The sequence below is a fragment of the Haloarcula rubra genome, assembly GCF_019599465.1.
Classification (GTDB): Archaea; Halobacteriota; Halobacteria; order Halobacteriales; family Haloarculaceae; genus Haloarcula; species Haloarcula rubra.
In genome coordinates this window covers 198,205-212,682 of the sequence record NZ_RKLR01000001.1, presented here as the reverse complement: position 1 = coordinate 212,682, position 14,478 = coordinate 198,205, and the positions used below count along the sequence as shown (strand labels likewise).

The window sequence follows — 14,478 nt, the reverse complement described above, 5'->3', positions numbered from 1 at the left end:
AACGAAGGGACAGCGACCGCTGGGGGAATCGGCGACACGACGACGAAAGCGGGAGAAAGACGGCGCCTTACTTCGGCGGTCGGAGCCGGTAGTACCGGCGGTTGAGGTCGAACATGTAGCCCTCGCGCATCGTCTTCAGCACCGCGTAGGTGATGGTCCCGGCGACGATGGGGACGAGGAACGTCAGGTCGAACAGCAGGTGGGAGTCCATCGGGATGAGGTTCTTGATGGACAGCGCGGCGATGGTCAGGCTGAATATGACGCCGGCCATGCCGACGGCGGCCCAGAACGGCTGCTCGACGGGACGGCGCGCCGACCCCTTGTTGATGAACGGGACGATGGCGACGAAGCCGACGACGACGACGTTCGCCAGCACACCGTAGGTCCGGTCCGCCATCAGTTTCGCCCCGCCGAGGATAGCGAGGTTGGGGTTCAGCGGGCCGAGCTTGAGCAGGCCGAACGACCAGTAGAGGTACCAGTCCGGCAGGATGATGGCCGGCGTCACGGCGGAGTTCGCCGGGTTCGGCATCTCCGGCGGGAGCGTCGCCGAGAGGAACAGGATCATCCCGACGAAGAAGCTCGTCAGGGCCAGATTCCGAATCATCTCGTGGGGCCACGCCGGGAACGCCAGCACGTCGCGCTCGACGTAGTCGGACTGCTGGCGCAGGTCCTGATCCTCGCGGCGGGCCCGCTCGAAGTACTCGTAAGTGAGCCGCGAGAGGCCCTGCGACCGCTGCTTGCGCTCGGACCACGTCGGCGTCTCGTCGTCCGGTGCGACGATACCGCCGCCGCCCGAGCCGTCTGTGCGAACCTCGTCGTCGTTGGTGTCGTTGTCGCTCATTGTATCAGTGTGGTTCCGCGATGCCCTGCATCCAGACGATGCCGATGTGGACGGCGATGAGCGCCGTCGTGATGAACGGGAGGAAGAACACGTGCAGGATGTACATCCGTTGCAACGTGGACTGTGAGAGGGTGAACCCCCCGAACATCAGCTGTGCGACCCACTCGCCGATGAGCGGAATGGACAGCGACATCTCGACGCCGATCTGTCCGGCCCAGAAGGAAAGCTGGCTCCACGGGAGCAGGTACCCCGTGTACCCGAAGACGAGCGTCAGCGAGATGAGGATGATACCGATGAGCCAGTTGAGTTCGCGGGGTTCCTTGTACGCGCCCGTGAAGTAGACACGGAGCATGTGGAGGAACACCGCCGCGACCATGACCTGCGCGGCCCAGCGGTGGACCGAACGCAGGAAGTAGCCGAGGTTCAACTGCCCCATGATGAGCATCACCGAGTCGTACGCCACGGTCGGGGAGCCGTCGGCGGCCGCCGCGGCCGGGGCGTAGTAGAACCCGAGCAACGCGCCGGAGATGGCGGCGACGACGTACGCGATAGTCGAGAACGACCCGAGTGCGTACAGCGGGTACCAGTACCAGAACTTGTTGTCGAGGTTGTACTGCTCGGTGTGGCTCTTCGGCATCTGCATGTTGACCTTGTAGTACAGGTCTTCGAGGATTTCGAGGTAGTCGACGACACGCAGACGCTTGTCGAGCCAGATGAGCGTGGTCAGGTATATCGATTCGAGTGGCGACAGCTCGCGCGATTCCATCCAGCCTTTGTGGTCGTGTTCGTCTTTGCGTTCTAAGCTCATGGGTCACCCCTCCTGTGGCGGGCGTGGGAGCGCCACGAACTGCTTTTGCACCGGGCTGAACGGGTTGTACACCGACTGGTGGCACTGGCAGTAGATTCGGTCCTCGGCGCCGAAGTTCACGCTCCCCTCCTGTGTCTTGAAGCCGGGGACACAGCAGAAGTGCGTACACTTGTTGAGCCAGGCGATGAACCCGTCCTGCGTGGCCTCGGAGACGAAGTTCTTGATGCTGTTGGGCAGTTCCGAGTACTTCCCCTCGCCGTTGGCCATCTTCTCGATTTCGACGGAGCGGAGAATCTGGACCGGAACGCCGCCGCCCTCGCCGTCCCGCCAGTTCGCGCTGGCGGGCTTGCCGAGGCCGGCCTTCCCGATGCCGTTGCCCCACTCCTGGTAGTCCTCGAACATGTCCACGGTGAGGGGCGCGCCCTGCTCTATCTCGCCCTGCCAGGTGAAGGAGCCGGGGCTGTTGAGGAAGGTGTTGTTACGCTCGGCCTGCGGGTAGATACCCGACGAACTCTGGATACCGCAGTACTGGAACCAGGCCGACGAGTAGTCGATGCCGCTGCCGCCGAAGTCCCGTGCGATGGCGACGCCGGCCTCGGGGTCGAACTCGGGCCAGAGGCCCGATATCTCGCCGCCGTTTATCTCGATGGGGATGATGGGCATCCCGCGCGGTGCTGGCCCGTCGGTGTTCTCCACACCGACGAACGTGGTCGTCCCGCCACCTTCGCCGGCGGCGTCGGTCGTCGCGTCGACGGCGGCGGCCCCGCCGACACCGACGCTGGAGAGGGCCGCGCTGCCGACGACGCCCTTTACGAAGCGACGTCGACCCGTCTCGGCTGGATACTTGTCTTCGTCTAGTGGCATATTACTTCTTGTAGTAGGGGTAGACTGCGCGTTTGATTGTCTCGACTAGCTGGTCCTCGTCCGCGAGCTTCTTCCCGTCGACGTCCTCCTGTCGGATGTAGAGGTCCTCCCACTTGCGACGGCGCTTCTTGACTATCATCACGTCCGGGAGGAACTCCTTGCGGTAGAGGAGCATGATGAACGCCAGATCGAGGAAGATGGCGGTCAGGACGCCGCCGAGGAACATGTTGGCCTCGATGAGGCGGACCGTCAGCGTCGTCCCGATACCGGACGCCCAGCCAGTGAGCATCCCGTAGGTGAACAGGCCGACGAGGACGACCTGGATGACCGTCAGGAGGACGATGCCGACCGCCGCCGCGGTGCTCTCTCGCGGCGGTTCGTAGCGGTGGATGTCGCCGTAGGTGGAGCCTTCGGACGCCATCAGTTGTTCCCTCCGCTGGTGTGTGGTGATTCACCGTACTTCAACTGGAAGAAGGTGAAGACGAGCGGGATGACGACCGCCAGCCCGGCACCGAAGCCGACGTAGTGGGGCTGAATCGGCACCCCTGCTTCGTGCGGGTTGACCTCTTGTGGCCCGCCGCCACCGATGGTCTGGGTCGGGAACTCCTCGCCGACGACGATGGCGCCTTTCATCTGGAGCCCCTCGTGTGGGGCGCAGTAGTACGGGTAGATGCCGTCGCTCTCGAACGTGTGTTCGTAGTTGACGCCGGAGGAGGCCACTGGCGACCCGGAGTCCAGCGGTCCGTCGCCGTCGGAGACGACGTTGTGTCCGCCACCGTTGCCGGTCCACTCGAACTGGACGGTCGCGCCGTTGTCGACGTGGATAGCCGGCGGGCCGAACCCGTAGGCCCCGCCGTTCGCGTTGACACCGACCTCGACTGTAGCAGTGTCCTGTCCAGTCGCGTCGACAGTGCTCGTGGGGCCGGAGAAGTTCCCGACCTGATCGAGGTAGCCGCCGTAGTCCGGGGCTGTCTGGCCGCCGCCACCGCCGCCCTCTTCCTGGGCAGCGGCTGTGCCGGCGGCGCCGAGGGTGGCCGCAGCGCCTGCGGCACCCCCTGCAGTCCGGACGAACTCCCGCCTGTTCATGTACGTCCCGAAGTCAGGACTGTGTTTGTATAAACCCACCGGATACCGCCCGCAGGCACCGTCACGCCCCGGCTTCGTCGGGTTCGTCGCGCTCCGTCTCGTCCCCTCCGTTCTGGGGGGTTAGCTCCGGAACGAAGTCGGGTCGCTCGCCGTCTTCGAGACCGACCGCCCTGAGTCGGTCGCGGTACTCCTCGGCCCGGAACTTGTCGGAAAGTCGCGCGTTCGCGACGGTGAAGAAGAGTACGAGCGCGATGCCGACGAACGCGAGGCCGGCGACGAACAGGGCGACGACGTTCGCCCCCGGGCCGCCGACGACACCGGCGACGGCGAGGACGCCGCCGGCGAGGAGACCGAGTCCGGCGAGCAGTTGGGCCCCGGCGATGACCTGCAACATCCGGTTGCCCAGTTCGCCGCCGCCCTCGGGGACGGCTTCGGGTTCGGGGAGCGGGTTGTCGGGCACCGACTCGGGCACGTCGTAGGAGTCCATCGAGCAGAGCGCGACGGTCGGTTTGACGTCACGGAGGACCGTCCCCTCGCCCTCGACACTCCCGTCGGGATAGACGATGGCGTACCCCTCGTCGGAGTACGCCAGCACCCGCGGCGGGTTCTGGTGGCGCTCCACGCGGGCGAAGACGTCGCGGGTCGAGACGCGGTTTCGGAGGTCCCGGGCCACCCGGTCGAGCAGTTCGTCGCCGGTTATCCACGAGTCCTCGTCGAAGGCGACGTCCCACTCCTCGGCGGTCATCTCGGCCATGTCGGCCGGACCGAAGTCGTCGAAGTCGTACTTCTCCTCGACCTGTTTGCGGAGCGCCTCGGTGTCGAGGTCGTCCGTCTCCCGCCCCTCGCTCGCCGCCTGCGCGGGCCGCGACCGGTCGGCGTCGCTGTCCGTGTCAGCGTCCGCCTCGGGCGACGTCGAGTCGGAGTCTGCCATTGTCGAGAGTAGGGTTTCCTCCGACTTACGCCTTCTGACCTCCCGTATCCGGCACGTTTTAGCGCGTCCTGTCCTAACGCCGCGATATGGTGTCGGACGGCGTCGTGGCCTCTGTCGTACTCGTGTCGGTGAGCCTGAGTTTCCCCTGTTTCGTCTACGGCGCGTACTACATCATCGAGACGGAACCGGTCACGTGGGACGTCCTGTTGCACCACCTGAAGTTCGTCGTCACCGGACTCGTCCTGACGACGGTGCCGATGCTGTTCTGGATGGCGCCACGACTTCCCGAGCAACTGGGCGGGTTGTCGGCAGTCCACGCCTACCTCGGCTTGCAGGCCTACGCCCTCCTGCTGTTCGGCGGCACCGGAATCGTCCGTATCTTCCGGGCCAAACGCGAACACGACCTGTACAACGACTACGACGAGGACCTGTTGCTGGACGAGATCGGCGGCGACCAGATGAGCCACTGGCGCTCGCGCCTCCGTATCGGCGTGTTCGGCTACGTCGTCTTCTGGATGCTGGCGTACGTCGTGGGCGTCTCCCGGTACGTCCTGCGCTACGTCGTCGGTGGGTAGGCCACTGTGTAGTCCGGCCCTAGCCTCTCACTGGGCGAGAAGTACAGATAGTTTGACAATACTGCTGGACGTACGGGTACGTGAGGCCATGTACCAACGAATCCTCTTTCCGACGGACGGGAGTGCTGGGTCCGAGGCAGCGATGGGCCACGTCGTCGACCTCGCGTCGACCTACGGCGCGACCGTGCACGTACTCTACGTCGCAGACAGCGAGAACGAACTCTCGCACATGGTGATGCGCGACGACGACACCGGGTTCTCGGGGATGGTCAAACCCGACGACGTCGAGATGGGGTCGGGAATGACTGCCCCGGATACCGGTGGGATGCAACGACTGGAGACGGCGGGACAGGAACTCGTCGCCGCCGTCGCCGACGAGTTCGCAGCGCACGACGTCGAGACCGTTACGGAGGTCAGAGAGGGGAACCCGTACCGGGCCATCGTCAACTACGCAGACGAGGCCGACGTGGACCTCGTCGTGATGCCGACTCACGGCCGACGCGGTATCGACCGGTATCTGCTGGGCAGCGTCACGGAAAAGGTCGTTCGGACGGCACGACCGCCGGTCCTGACCGTTCGACTCGGCGACAGCGAGGACGAGGCGGAGTAGCCACCCGGCCGTCGCTGCCGACTAGGCCCACGGCTCGCCCGAGGCGAGGTCCACGTCGCTGTCGCCCTTCTCGGAGGGACAGATGTCGGCCAGTACGCACTCGCCACAGTCGGCCGAGCGAGCGCCACACACGGCGCGGCCGTGGTCGATGAGCAGGTGGGTGAACTGCTGCCACTCCGACTCGGGCACCACGTCGAGCAGGTCCTGTTCGATGGCTTCGGGTCGTTCTTCTTCCGTCAGCCCGAGCCGACGGGAGAGCCGTTGGACGTGGGTGTCGACGACGATGCCCTCGACGACGTCGTGGCCGTGTTGCAGGACGACGTTGGCCGTCTTGCGGCCGACGCCGGGCAGGTCGGTCAGCGCGCCCATCTCGTCGGGCACCTCGCCGTCGTGTTCGGCGACGATTTTCTCGCCGATGCCCTTGAGGTAGCCACCCTTGTTGTTGTGGAACGTGATGCCGTAGATGTCGTCGGCGAGTTCCGCCTCGCTGGCGTCGGCGTAGTCCTCCGGCGTCTGGTACTTCTCGAAGAGGTCCGCCGTGACTTCGTTCACTCGCTCGTCGGTACACTGTGCCGAGAGGACGACGGCGACGAGCAGTTCCAACCGGTTCGAGTAGTTCAGCGAGATGGTCGAGTCCGGATACTCCTCGTGGAGGCGCTCGACGACTGCCTCGGCCTGTGCCTCGCGACTCGCCAGCGGTGTTCCCATGTCCACACGACGGGGCGGGCCACTCTTTGCGCTATCGCTCCCGGCAGGCGGGTGTGTGTCACCGTGTCATCCCATCGAAACGTTGTTGGCTGAGACCACCGAGATGGGGCGTATGCCCGGTCCAGCCTTCCTCCACGGCGAGGACGTGACGCTGCACGTCGTCGAGGACGACGACGTCGCGTTCCTCTACGAGACGATCAACGACCCCGACGTCCGCGCGGGCCTCACCTTCGCCCGCCCGAAGACCGAGCGCGAAGAGCGCGAGTGGGTCGAGTCCGTCACCGACCCCGACGCCGACGACGTGCACTTCCTGATATGTGCCGACGGTGCCCCGGTCGGCACCGTCGGCCTGCGCGGCGTCGACAGTCGGGCCGGCACGGGCGAACTCGGGTACTACCTCGCCGCCGACGCGTGGGGCCACGGCTACGCCACCGACGCGGCACGGACCCTCGTCGAGTACGCCTTCACCGAACTTCGTCTGCACCGGGTCCACGCGAGGGCGTTCGCGGACAACGAGGGGTCCCGGCGGGTGCTTGAGAAGGTCGGGTTCGAGCACGAGGGCGTGCTCCGGGACCACTGGTACCGTCGCGGCGGCCACGCGGACGTCCACCTGTACGGCCTGCTCGAAGGGGAGTGGGACGGCTAGAGCGACGCGACGGCGTCCTGCACCGGGCCGACGTCCGGCGGCGCGTCCGGTGACCGCTCCGGGTCGTCGGCCCACGCGAACTGGACGCGACAGCGCTCGTCGACGAGGAACGCCGAACGGCGGGTCGTGCCGTCCGGTCGCTGGACGCCGAACTGGGCGTCGACGCCCGCGTGGTCGACCAGCAACGGGAACGGGAGGTCGAGGTCCGCAGCGAACGCCCGATGGTCGTCCAGCGTGCCGGGCGCGACGCCGAAGACGGCGATAGCGTCGGTCAGCGACCCCCACTCCGTGTCGCGGAGCGCTTCGAGGTAGGTGGTGCAGGCCGGCGCGAAGTCCTCGGTGTAGAACGCGACGACCACGGGAACCTGCTCGCTCGCGGCGGAGAGGCGGTACGAACCGACCCCGGCACCCGCAGTGCCGTCGAGGTCGAAGTCCGGTGCCGGGTCACCTGCGTCGAGCATACCGGCCGGACGCGCGTCGGCGAGAAAAGTCTACGGGCGGGTGGTGCTCGGTCGGCGGACAGCGGTCGCTCGTCGCCGTCGCGATAAGGGCGGAGAATCAGGGGCCGCGGTCGGTTCGTCCGGTTCTCAGTCGGCCATCGTCTCGTGGCCCTTCGCCGTGTCGACCTCCTCGACCGGGGTCGCTAGCTTGTAGGCCGCGTACAGGCCCAGTACGACCAGTCCGGCGACGACCAGCCCGGTCCGGAGGGTCGGGTCGACCATCGGCGTCGCCACGATTTCGCCCGCGTCGTTCGTCACCGGGGCCGCCCCGTAGGGCGGGCCGGCGAGTATCTCCACGATGCCGAGGCCGACGATGCCCAGGAGCATCAGTCCGCCGCTCAGTGCCATTGCCGCCTTGTCGATGATGTCAGTCATGTTCTTTGTCACCTCGTTAACCGAGTAGGTAGCGGAGTTTCGGGCGCTTCTGGACGAACTCCAGTTTCTCGAGGATGGCGTCGAGGCCGTAGTACCGGCCGGCACCGACGACCATCACCGTGGCGAACAGGAGCAGGCCCATCAGGTCGCCGTTGACCAGGCCGTGTCCGAAGCCCGCGTTGCCGACCCAGAACAGGGTCATGAAGATGACCCCGCCGAAGGCCGCCAGTCGGGTCAGGACGCCGACCATCAGGGCCAGTCCGATGAGCGTCTCGAACAGCGGGACGCCCGGCCTGATGAGCCACGCGAGGTTGTTCCCCATCCAGACCGGGATGGGCCCCAGCGCGGTGCCGGTCATCTGCTGGAGGTAGGCCGGGCCGTATCCGAAGGCCAGTCCGTCCTCAATGAGCTTGGTGACACCGGCGTGGAAGAACCACCATCCGGTGACCACTCGCAGGAACGCCAGCCAGTACGCCGTCAACGGCCCGTCCAGCGCGAGCTCGAACTCGTCGGCCAGTGGGTTGGTTGCTTGGTAGGACATCGTCGTTACCTCACATGTGAATCTGTGCGGGGCAACCCCATATAAACAGAAGTGCGTTCCCAACCCGTGAAAACGGTTCTGACGGCCTGAGAATGTAGAATTGTACATGTTCGGCGAAGCGGTCCCGTTCGGTTGCGGGTTTTTATGTCGAACGCGGACGCGACCGGTCGTCACCCCACCGTGACCTTCAACACACCGACCCGACTACCCAGCACCGAGATGGTACTGGAGTTGGACGGGGCGTACACGACGGCGCAGGTGATGGTCGAGGACGAGTCGCTGGTCGAGGCCGGGTGTCGCGACCAGATTCAGCGCCTCGTCGACCACCCCGCGTTCACCGAATCGGTCCGCGTGATGCCCGACACGCACTGGGGCGCCGGCGCGCCCATCGGCTTCACGATGCCGCTGGGTGACCGCATCGTCCCCAACGTCGTCGGCGTCGACGTCGGGTGTGGGATGGCGGCGACCGACCTCGGCCCGGACCTCCCGCTCTCGGACGCCGAGCGAGAGCGCCGCGTCCGCGAGGCCGTTCCGATGGGGCGTGACGTCCACGACTACGACGACGCGCCCCACCTCGTCGACGAGTTCCCGTTCGAGCGTGCGAACCGCGTGTTCGACCAGTTCGACGACGCCTTCGCCGAGCGGTTCGGCGAGCGCATCGACCCCATCGAGTTCGACTTCGACGGCTACGACGGCGACTACTTTGAGACCCTCTGTGACCGCGTTCTGGCCGACCAACGACAGGGGATGGGCCACGTCATCCAGAGCGCCGGGACGCTGGGCGGCGGCAACCACTTCGTGGAGTTCGCCCGCGCACGCGACGGCGGTGACTACTGGCTGGTCGTCCACAGTGGGTCGCGCTACCTCGGGAAGTCCGTCGCCGAGTACTGGCAGTCGAAAGCGACGGACCGCCGGGCTATCGGGGCCATCCGCGAGGAGATTCCCGAGCAGTACGCGGCGTACCTGCAGTTCGACCCCGAGACGGTGAGCGACGCCGACCTCTACGAGTGGGTCACCGGCGGGAAGGGCGAGTCCCACATCGACAAAGACCGCCTGCGCCGGGAACTCGACGGCCGGGACATCGAGGACGCCTTCGACGCCCTCGGGTCGCTCGGCCCGCACGTGGGTCCGGACGACGGGGACCGGGACAACGACCTCGACTGGCTGGAGGGACGGGAGGCCCACGGCTACTACGTCGACATGCTGTTCGCCCAGCAGTACGCCCGCTGGAACCGCGAGTTGATGAGCGACGCCATCTGCGAGACGTTGGGCGTCGACCCGGTCGACCGGTTCCAGAGCGTCCACAACTACGTCGACTTCCGGGACCTGACCGTCCGCAAGGGGGCGACCCCTGCCCGCGAGGGACAGCGTCTCGTCGTCCCGTTCAACATGGCCGAGGGGTCGGTCCTCGCCCGTGGGAAGGGCAACGACGCGTACCACCAGACCGCCCCGCACGGCGCCGGCCGGGTGATGAGTCGGAGCGAGGCCCACGACGTGGTCGACATGGACGCGTTCGCCGACGCGATGGCGGACGTCTACTCCGAGTCCGTCGTCGAGAGCGTCCGCGACGAGGCCCCGATGGCCTACAAGGACGCCCAGCGAATCGTCGACGCACTCGAACCCACCGCCGAGGTCGTCGAGTGGCTAGACGCCGTCCACAATCTGAAGGCCACCTCGTGACGCGCTCGTGTTAGCCATCCGAAAGCTACTATGCCGTCTCGGCCCATGCCTTCGCACATGACCATCCTCGTGGCCGTCGCCAACGACGCGGTGTCCGACGGAGTCATCGATACCGCCGTCAGACTCGGTGAGGCACTCGACGAGGAACTGTACGTGGTCCACCTGCTGGACGACCAACTCGCCGACGCCGAGGCGAAACGGGTCCGTGATATGCTCAGAGAGCGTCTCGCGGACGAGACAGTGGTCGCGACGGTAGCGCTGGAACACGTCGGCCGGTCGAGCACCCGCAAAGGGACCCGTATCGGGGAGGAACTGCTGGAAGTCGCCACCGACGTCGACATCTCCCACATCGTCATGGGCCACGAACCGAAGGGCCTCAGGGGGCGACTCGCGTCAGGCGACGCGGCCTTCTCCGTCGTCGACGCGGCGTCCGTGCCGGTCACTATCGTCCCGAACTCGAGTTCGTGACTCTCTCGCGGGCGCGGACCCCTACTCCGAACGCGGCCGTCGTTCTCGCATCGACGCGGCGAGTCTGTCGAGGCCGAGCGTCGCCACGAAGAACGCGACGCCGAGGTACAGGAGCGTCTGTGGTTCCGCGGCGAACCGACTGAGTACGCTGTGGCCGTACCCGACGAGCGTGGTGAGAAACCCCAGCAGCGACGTCGTCCAGCCGAGTCCGGTGACGCCTGCGAGTTGGTCGAGGGTGTCTGCGCTCGGTCGTGCGATGTCCGGCAGGTCCATGCCGAGGTAGGTCACGGCTACCGACATAGGCGTTCCTCTTGTGGGAACTTACCGAGAACCGACCGCAGGGAACGCGATAGAACCCGGACGTAGGTGGTACGTACTAGAGGCCCAACTCGCGACCGAGGACCAGTCGCTGAATCTCGCTGGTCCCCTCGCCTATCTCCATCAGTTTGGCGTCGCGGTAGAACCGCTGGGGCGCGAAGTCGGTGGTGTAGCCGTAGCCGCCGAGCACCTGGACGGCGTCTTCGGCGACTTCGCGGCATATCTCGCTCGCGTCGAGTTTCGCGAGCGAGGACATCCGCGTCGTGTCTTCGCCCGCGTCGTACATCGTCGCGGCCTTGTGGGTGAGCAGTCGCGCGCGCTCTATCTTGCGGTCCATCTCGACTATCTTGTCCCGCACGGCGTCGAACTTCGAGATGGGCTGGCCGAACTGCTCGCGTTCGGTGGCGTAGGACTTCGCGGCCTCGAAGGCGCCCTGTGCCAGCCCCACCGAGAGCGCGGCGATGGAGATGCGGCCGCCGTCGAGCGTCTTGAGCGTCTGTTCCCAGCCCTCGCCTTCCGCGCCGAGTAGTCGGTCCTCGGGAATCCGGCAGTCGTCGAACAGCAGTTCGCACGTCGGCGAGGCGTTCAGTCCCATCTTGTCCCACTCCGTCGTCACCTCCCAGCCGTCGTCCTCGGGGCCGACGACGAACGTCGAGATGCCGTCGTAGCCGGCGCCGGGGTCGGTGACGGCTTTGACGAGGATGGACCCGGCGACGGAGGCGTTGGTGATGAACTGCTTGGTGCCGTTCAGCACCCACTCGTCGCCGTCTTTTTCGGCGGTGGTGTCCATGTCGCTGGCGTCGCTCCCGCTCCCGGGTTCGGTCAGCGCCCACGCGCCGAGGTGGTCGCCCGTCGCCAGCGGTTCGAGCCATCGCTCCTTCTGGGCATCGGTGCCGAACAGTTCGATGGGCTTCGACCCCAGCGAGACGTGCGCAGCGTACGAGAGCCCGATGGACCCGGAAACACGGCCCAGTTCCTCACAGACCAGCGCGTACATCAACTGGTCGCCGCCGAGGCCGCCCCACGTCTCGTCGATGGGGACGCCCATCACGTCCAACTCGGCGAGTTCGTCGAACACCTCGGCGGGGAACCGGTGTTCGTCCTCGATGTCCTGTGCGATGGGCGCTATCTCCTCGTCACAGAACTCCCGGACCGAGTCCCGAATCATGCGGTGCTCCGCTGGGAGGGTGAAGTCCATACCACCGGGTACGCATCCTGTCATCAAATACCATGGGGGACACAAGCCCTATCCGGCCGCCCCGCCTCCGTCCGGTCGATGGCGTTTCGACGACTCCTCCGGGGGACGGTCCCGTGGGACCGACTGGAGGGCGTCGCCCGCGCGGTCCTCGACCGGTACGACGAGCCATCGGGCCGCGTGGTGTTTCTGGACGCCGACAACTGGCTGTCGACGCCGTTCGTCGTCTCCGACCGCTGGTTCGTGAAGGTCATCACCCAGCAGAACTCGCTGGTCCACGCCCTCCTGACGACGGGCCGGAACCTCGGCGCGTTCTCCTCGGGCACCGAGGGCTTCTTCGAGCACTTCGGGACGCCGGCCCAGATGGCCGAACACGAACTCGAAGCCACCGAGCGGATGCGCGAACTGGGCGTGAACGCGCCGGAACCCATCGAGGCCTTCGAGTACGAGGGGATGGGCGTCCTCGTCTTCGAGTACCTGCGGGAGTTCGAGACGCTCGACGAGTTACCGGCCGAGGCCGTCGACCGCCACGCCGAGACGGTGTTCGACTACCTCCACCGGATGCACGAGGCGGGCCTCGCCCACGGCGACTTCCGGTGTGAGAACGTCCTCGTCGCCGACGACGCGGTGTACTTCATCGACGCGACCAGCGTCCGCGAGGACGCCATCGACGACGCGCGAGCGTACGACCTCGCCTGTGCGCTGGGGGCGCTGGAACCGCTGGTCGGCGGCCGCCGGGCCGTCGCGGCCGCGGCGCGGTACTACACCACCGACGAACTCCTCGGCGCCGAGGAGTTCCTCGACTTCGTCAACATCCGGCCGGACCACGACTTCGACGCCGCCGCCATCCGCGGGGCCGTCGAACAGCGCGCTAACTGACCGCGTTCCGCGACCGGGCCGTGACGCCGATGCCGGCGAGGACGACGACGCCGCCGGCGAGCGTCCACGACCCGGGGACCTCGGCGAGCAAGAACAGGGCCAGCAGTGCGCTCCCGACTGGTTCACCCAGTAGGGAGACGCTCACCAGACTCGAGTCGAGGTGACCCAGCGCCCAGTTCAACACCGTGTGACCGAACAGTCCCGGCCCGACGGCCATCAGGAAGAACAGGAGCCACTCCCGCGGGGGGTAGTCGAGGACCGGGTGCCCGCTCCCGACGACGAAGACGAGCAAGCAGACGCCGGCGACGGCGTAGACGATGGTGACGTACGGGAGCAGCGGGAACCGCTGTCGGAGCGACCGGCCGGCGAGTACGTAGGCGGCGGCCATCACCCCGCCGACGAGCGCCAGCGCGTTCCCGTACAGCGGGTTCGGGCCGACGCCACCGCCGCCGAGCAGTTCGCCGAGCGACATCACCACGATGCCGACGACGGCCACCAGGATACCGGCCGTCGTCCCCCGCGTGACGCGTTCGTCAAGTAGCGCCCACGCCCCGAGCGCCACGAACAGCGGTTGCGACTGGACGAGCGTCACCGAGGCCGCCACGCTGGTCCACGCGAGGCTCTCGAACCACGTCGCGAAGTGGACGGCCAGCGCCACGCCTGTCGCCGCCGCCGCGACGACGTCACGCGGAGCGAGTCGCGTGAAGGCTCCGGGGTCGTGGCCCAGCGCCAGCGGTGCGACGACGAGCGTCGTCGCGACGACCCGGTGGAGCGCCGCGACGCTGGCGGGCGCGTCGCTGGCCCGGACCAGAATCGCGCTGGTACTGACCGCGAGAACCGCGACGACGAGGGCGATTCGGGGGTCTAGCTCCGAGTCGCTCACTCGGCGTCGTCCGGGGTGTCGAAGTCGTGGAAGTGTTCGCCCTCTTCCTTCGAGAGGACGTCGAGTGCGGCCGCGCCGCCGTCGCCCGCCGAGATGATGGCCTGCCACTCCTGGTCCCGGACCATCGCCCCGGTGGCGTAGGCGTCGTCGACGCTCGTCTCCATCGAGACGGTGACGTCCACCACGTCGCCGTCGAACGCACAGCCCAGTTCCTCGGCCAGCGAGCGGTCGGTGCCGGTCGCGAGGACGAGGTACGTCGCCTCCGTCTCGCCGTCCTCGGTGGTGGCGACGAACCCGTCGTCGGACTGCTCGACGGCCGTTACTTCCCCCTCGCGCAGGTCGGCGCCGAACCCCTCGACCTGGTCGCGAGCGTCCCCGAGGAACTCGGTCCCGTCTCTGGACTCGATACCGAGGTAGTTGAACAGGTGTGCGTTGTGAAGCCACGTCTCGTCGGTGTCGTAGACCACCGTGTCGAGACCGTTCTTGGCTGTGAACAGTGCGGCGCTCAGGCCGGCGGGACCCCCGCCGACGACCAGTACGTCAGTCATGGGTGGCATTGGGTCACAGTGG

The 14,478-nt window shown here is 66.9% G+C and carries 20 protein-coding genes; 6 read left to right on the top strand and 14 right to left on the bottom strand.

Annotated elements, in window-relative coordinates; translation table 11 throughout:
- Positions 1 to 67: 67 nt before the first annotated feature.
- The 6 genes from EGH21_RS01195 to EGH21_RS01170 form a co-directional block, all read right to left on the bottom strand.
- Positions 68 to 841, bottom strand: coding sequence for a cytochrome b family protein (locus EGH21_RS01195; RefSeq protein WP_220616650.1), 774 nt, complete (start codon positions 839 to 841; stop codon positions 68 to 70).
- A 4-nt stretch (positions 842 to 845) separates the two neighbouring features.
- Positions 846 to 1,649, bottom strand: coding sequence for a cytochrome b (locus tag EGH21_RS01190; protein ID WP_220616649.1), 804 nt, complete (start codon positions 1,647 to 1,649; stop codon positions 846 to 848).
- 3 nt (positions 1,650 to 1,652) lie between these two features.
- Positions 1,653 to 2,513 carry a ubiquinol-cytochrome c reductase iron-sulfur subunit gene (locus tag EGH21_RS01185; protein WP_220616648.1) on the bottom strand — a complete coding sequence of 287 codons (861 nt, stop codon included), beginning with the start codon at positions 2,511 to 2,513 and terminating at the stop codon, positions 1,653 to 1,655.
- A gap of 1 nt (position 2,514) precedes the next feature.
- The gene (locus tag EGH21_RS01180) at positions 2,515 to 2,934 is read right to left on the bottom strand and encodes a DUF7318 family protein (protein ID WP_220616647.1); all 420 of its coding nucleotides are present in this window, start codon (positions 2,932 to 2,934) and stop codon (positions 2,515 to 2,517) included.
- Positions 2,934 to 3,599: a halocyanin domain-containing protein gene (locus tag EGH21_RS01175; protein ID WP_220616646.1), complete on the bottom strand. Its 666-nt coding sequence runs from the start codon at positions 3,597 to 3,599 to the stop codon at positions 2,934 to 2,936. The genes EGH21_RS01180 and EGH21_RS01175 overlap by 1 nt, the downstream gene beginning before the upstream one ends.
- 61 nt (positions 3,600 to 3,660) lie before the next feature.
- A complete protein-coding gene (locus EGH21_RS01170; RefSeq protein WP_220616645.1) occupies positions 3,661 to 4,530 on the bottom strand; it encodes a DUF7319 domain-containing protein in 870 nt (289 codons plus the stop codon).
- 86 nt (positions 4,531 to 4,616) lie between these two features.
- On the opposite strand from EGH21_RS01170, the gene EGH21_RS01165 reads away from it, so the two are divergent.
- On the top strand, positions 4,617 to 5,105 hold the full coding sequence (locus EGH21_RS01165; protein WP_220616644.1) for a DUF7321 family protein: 489 nt from the start codon (positions 4,617 to 4,619) through the stop codon (positions 5,103 to 5,105).
- Between the two features lie 88 nt (positions 5,106 to 5,193).
- Positions 5,194 to 5,715 carry a universal stress protein gene (locus EGH21_RS01160; protein WP_220616643.1) on the top strand — a complete coding sequence of 174 codons (522 nt, stop codon included), beginning with the start codon at positions 5,194 to 5,196 and terminating at the stop codon, positions 5,713 to 5,715.
- Between the two features lie 21 nt (positions 5,716 to 5,736).
- Here the strand turns inward: EGH21_RS01160 and nth are convergent, their stop codons facing one another.
- Positions 5,737 to 6,423 carry an endonuclease III gene (gene nth / locus EGH21_RS01155; RefSeq protein ID WP_220616642.1) on the bottom strand — a complete coding sequence of 229 codons (687 nt, stop codon included), beginning with the start codon at positions 6,421 to 6,423 and terminating at the stop codon, positions 5,737 to 5,739.
- A gap of 112 nt (positions 6,424 to 6,535) precedes the next feature.
- Between nth and EGH21_RS01150 the strand changes: the two genes are divergently transcribed.
- Entirely contained in the window at positions 6,536 to 7,069 is a 534-nt protein-coding gene (locus tag EGH21_RS01150) for a GNAT family N-acetyltransferase (RefSeq protein ID WP_220616641.1), read from the top strand.
- On the opposite strand, the gene EGH21_RS01145 is transcribed toward EGH21_RS01150, so the two are convergent.
- From EGH21_RS01145 to EGH21_RS01135, 3 genes are all read right to left on the bottom strand, one after another.
- Positions 7,066 to 7,530, bottom strand: coding sequence for a peroxiredoxin family protein (locus EGH21_RS01145; RefSeq protein WP_220616640.1), 465 nt, complete (start codon positions 7,528 to 7,530; stop codon positions 7,066 to 7,068). The genes EGH21_RS01150 and EGH21_RS01145 overlap by 4 nt on opposite strands.
- A 126-nt stretch (positions 7,531 to 7,656) precedes the next feature.
- Positions 7,657 to 7,944 carry a hypothetical protein gene (locus EGH21_RS01140; RefSeq protein WP_220616639.1) on the bottom strand — a complete coding sequence of 96 codons (288 nt, stop codon included), beginning with the start codon at positions 7,942 to 7,944 and terminating at the stop codon, positions 7,657 to 7,659.
- 16 nt (positions 7,945 to 7,960) lie between these two features.
- Positions 7,961 to 8,485 carry a DoxX family protein gene (locus tag EGH21_RS01135; protein WP_220616638.1) on the bottom strand — a complete coding sequence of 175 codons (525 nt, stop codon included), beginning with the start codon at positions 8,483 to 8,485 and terminating at the stop codon, positions 7,961 to 7,963.
- 219 nt (positions 8,486 to 8,704) lie between these two features.
- On the opposite strand from EGH21_RS01135, the gene EGH21_RS01130 reads away from it, so the two are divergent.
- Both EGH21_RS01130 and EGH21_RS01125 read left to right on the top strand, forming a co-directional pair.
- Positions 8,705 to 10,165 carry an RtcB family protein gene (locus EGH21_RS01130; protein WP_220616637.1) on the top strand — a complete coding sequence of 487 codons (1,461 nt, stop codon included), beginning with the start codon at positions 8,705 to 8,707 and terminating at the stop codon, positions 10,163 to 10,165.
- A 57-nt stretch (positions 10,166 to 10,222) separates the two neighbouring features.
- The gene (locus tag EGH21_RS01125; protein WP_220616636.1) at positions 10,223 to 10,633 is read left to right on the top strand and encodes a universal stress protein; all 411 of its coding nucleotides are present in this window, start codon (positions 10,223 to 10,225) and stop codon (positions 10,631 to 10,633) included.
- A 21-nt stretch (positions 10,634 to 10,654) separates the two neighbouring features.
- On the opposite strand, the gene EGH21_RS01120 is transcribed toward EGH21_RS01125, so the two are convergent.
- Entirely contained in the window at positions 10,655 to 10,933 is a 279-nt protein-coding gene (locus tag EGH21_RS01120) for a hypothetical protein (protein WP_220616635.1), read from the bottom strand.
- Positions 10,934 to 11,009: 76 nt separating this feature from the next.
- On the bottom strand, positions 11,010 to 12,149 hold the full coding sequence (locus EGH21_RS01115; RefSeq protein WP_220616634.1) for an acyl-CoA dehydrogenase family protein: 1,140 nt from the start codon (positions 12,147 to 12,149) through the stop codon (positions 11,010 to 11,012).
- Positions 12,150 to 12,227: 78 nt separating this feature from the next.
- Between EGH21_RS01115 and EGH21_RS01110 the strand changes: the two genes are divergently transcribed.
- Positions 12,228 to 13,025: an RIO1 family regulatory kinase/ATPase domain-containing protein gene (locus tag EGH21_RS01110; RefSeq protein WP_220616633.1), complete on the top strand. Its 798-nt coding sequence runs from the start codon at positions 12,228 to 12,230 to the stop codon at positions 13,023 to 13,025.
- Here EGH21_RS01110 and EGH21_RS01105 read toward each other — a convergent pair.
- Both EGH21_RS01105 and EGH21_RS01100 read right to left on the bottom strand, forming a co-directional pair.
- Complete coding sequence (locus EGH21_RS01105; RefSeq protein ID WP_220616632.1) at positions 13,018 to 13,908, bottom strand: DMT family transporter; 891 nt, start codon at positions 13,906 to 13,908, stop codon at positions 13,018 to 13,020. The two genes, EGH21_RS01110 and EGH21_RS01105, sit on opposite strands and share 8 nt — an antisense overlap.
- Positions 13,905 to 14,456, bottom strand: a complete 552-nt coding sequence (locus EGH21_RS01100) for an NAD(P)/FAD-dependent oxidoreductase (protein WP_220616631.1) — start codon at positions 14,454 to 14,456, stop codon at positions 13,905 to 13,907. The genes EGH21_RS01105 and EGH21_RS01100 overlap by 4 nt, the downstream gene beginning before the upstream one ends.
- Between the last annotated feature and the right edge of the window lie 22 nt (positions 14,457 to 14,478).

Coding starts and splice junctions, on each gene's coding strand:
- EGH21_RS01175 (WP_220616646.1), bottom strand. CDS start 3,599: ATGAACAGGCGGGAGTTCGTCCGGACTGCAGGGGGTGCCGCAGGCGCT.
- EGH21_RS01195 (WP_220616650.1), bottom strand. CDS start 841: ATGAGCGACAACGACACCAACGACGACGAGGTTCGCACAGACGGCTCG.
- EGH21_RS01190 (WP_220616649.1), bottom strand. CDS start 1,649: ATGAGCTTAGAACGCAAAGACGAACACGACCACAAAGGCTGGATGGAA.
- EGH21_RS01135 (WP_220616638.1), bottom strand. CDS start 8,485: ATGTCCTACCAAGCAACCAACCCACTGGCCGACGAGTTCGAGCTCGCG.
- EGH21_RS01100 (WP_220616631.1), bottom strand. CDS start 14,456: ATGACTGACGTACTGGTCGTCGGCGGGGGTCCCGCCGGCCTGAGCGCC.
- EGH21_RS01115 (WP_220616634.1), bottom strand. CDS start 12,149: ATGGACTTCACCCTCCCAGCGGAGCACCGCATGATTCGGGACTCGGTC.
- EGH21_RS01170 (WP_220616645.1), bottom strand. CDS start 4,530: ATGGCAGACTCCGACTCGACGTCGCCCGAGGCGGACGCTGACACGGAC.
- EGH21_RS01145 (WP_220616640.1), bottom strand. CDS start 7,530: ATGCTCGACGCAGGTGACCCGGCACCGGACTTCGACCTCGACGGCACT.
- EGH21_RS01180 (WP_220616647.1), bottom strand. CDS start 2,934: ATGGCGTCCGAAGGCTCCACCTACGGCGACATCCACCGCTACGAACCG.
- EGH21_RS01150 (WP_220616641.1), top strand. CDS start 6,536: ATGCCCGGTCCAGCCTTCCTCCACGGCGAGGACGTGACGCTGCACGTC.
- EGH21_RS01160 (WP_220616643.1), top strand. CDS start 5,194: ATGTACCAACGAATCCTCTTTCCGACGGACGGGAGTGCTGGGTCCGAG.
- EGH21_RS01140 (WP_220616639.1), bottom strand. CDS start 7,944: ATGACTGACATCATCGACAAGGCGGCAATGGCACTGAGCGGCGGACTG.
- EGH21_RS01110 (WP_220616633.1), top strand. CDS start 12,228: ATGGCGTTTCGACGACTCCTCCGGGGGACGGTCCCGTGGGACCGACTG.
- EGH21_RS01185 (WP_220616648.1), bottom strand. CDS start 2,513: ATGCCACTAGACGAAGACAAGTATCCAGCCGAGACGGGTCGACGTCGC.
- EGH21_RS01165 (WP_220616644.1), top strand. CDS start 4,617: ATGGTGTCGGACGGCGTCGTGGCCTCTGTCGTACTCGTGTCGGTGAGC.
- EGH21_RS01120 (WP_220616635.1), bottom strand. CDS start 10,933: ATGTCGGTAGCCGTGACCTACCTCGGCATGGACCTGCCGGACATCGCA.
- EGH21_RS01125 (WP_220616636.1), top strand. CDS start 10,223: ATGACCATCCTCGTGGCCGTCGCCAACGACGCGGTGTCCGACGGAGTC.
- EGH21_RS01130 (WP_220616637.1), top strand. CDS start 8,705: ATGGTACTGGAGTTGGACGGGGCGTACACGACGGCGCAGGTGATGGTC.
- nth (WP_220616642.1), bottom strand. CDS start 6,423: ATGGGAACACCGCTGGCGAGTCGCGAGGCACAGGCCGAGGCAGTCGTC.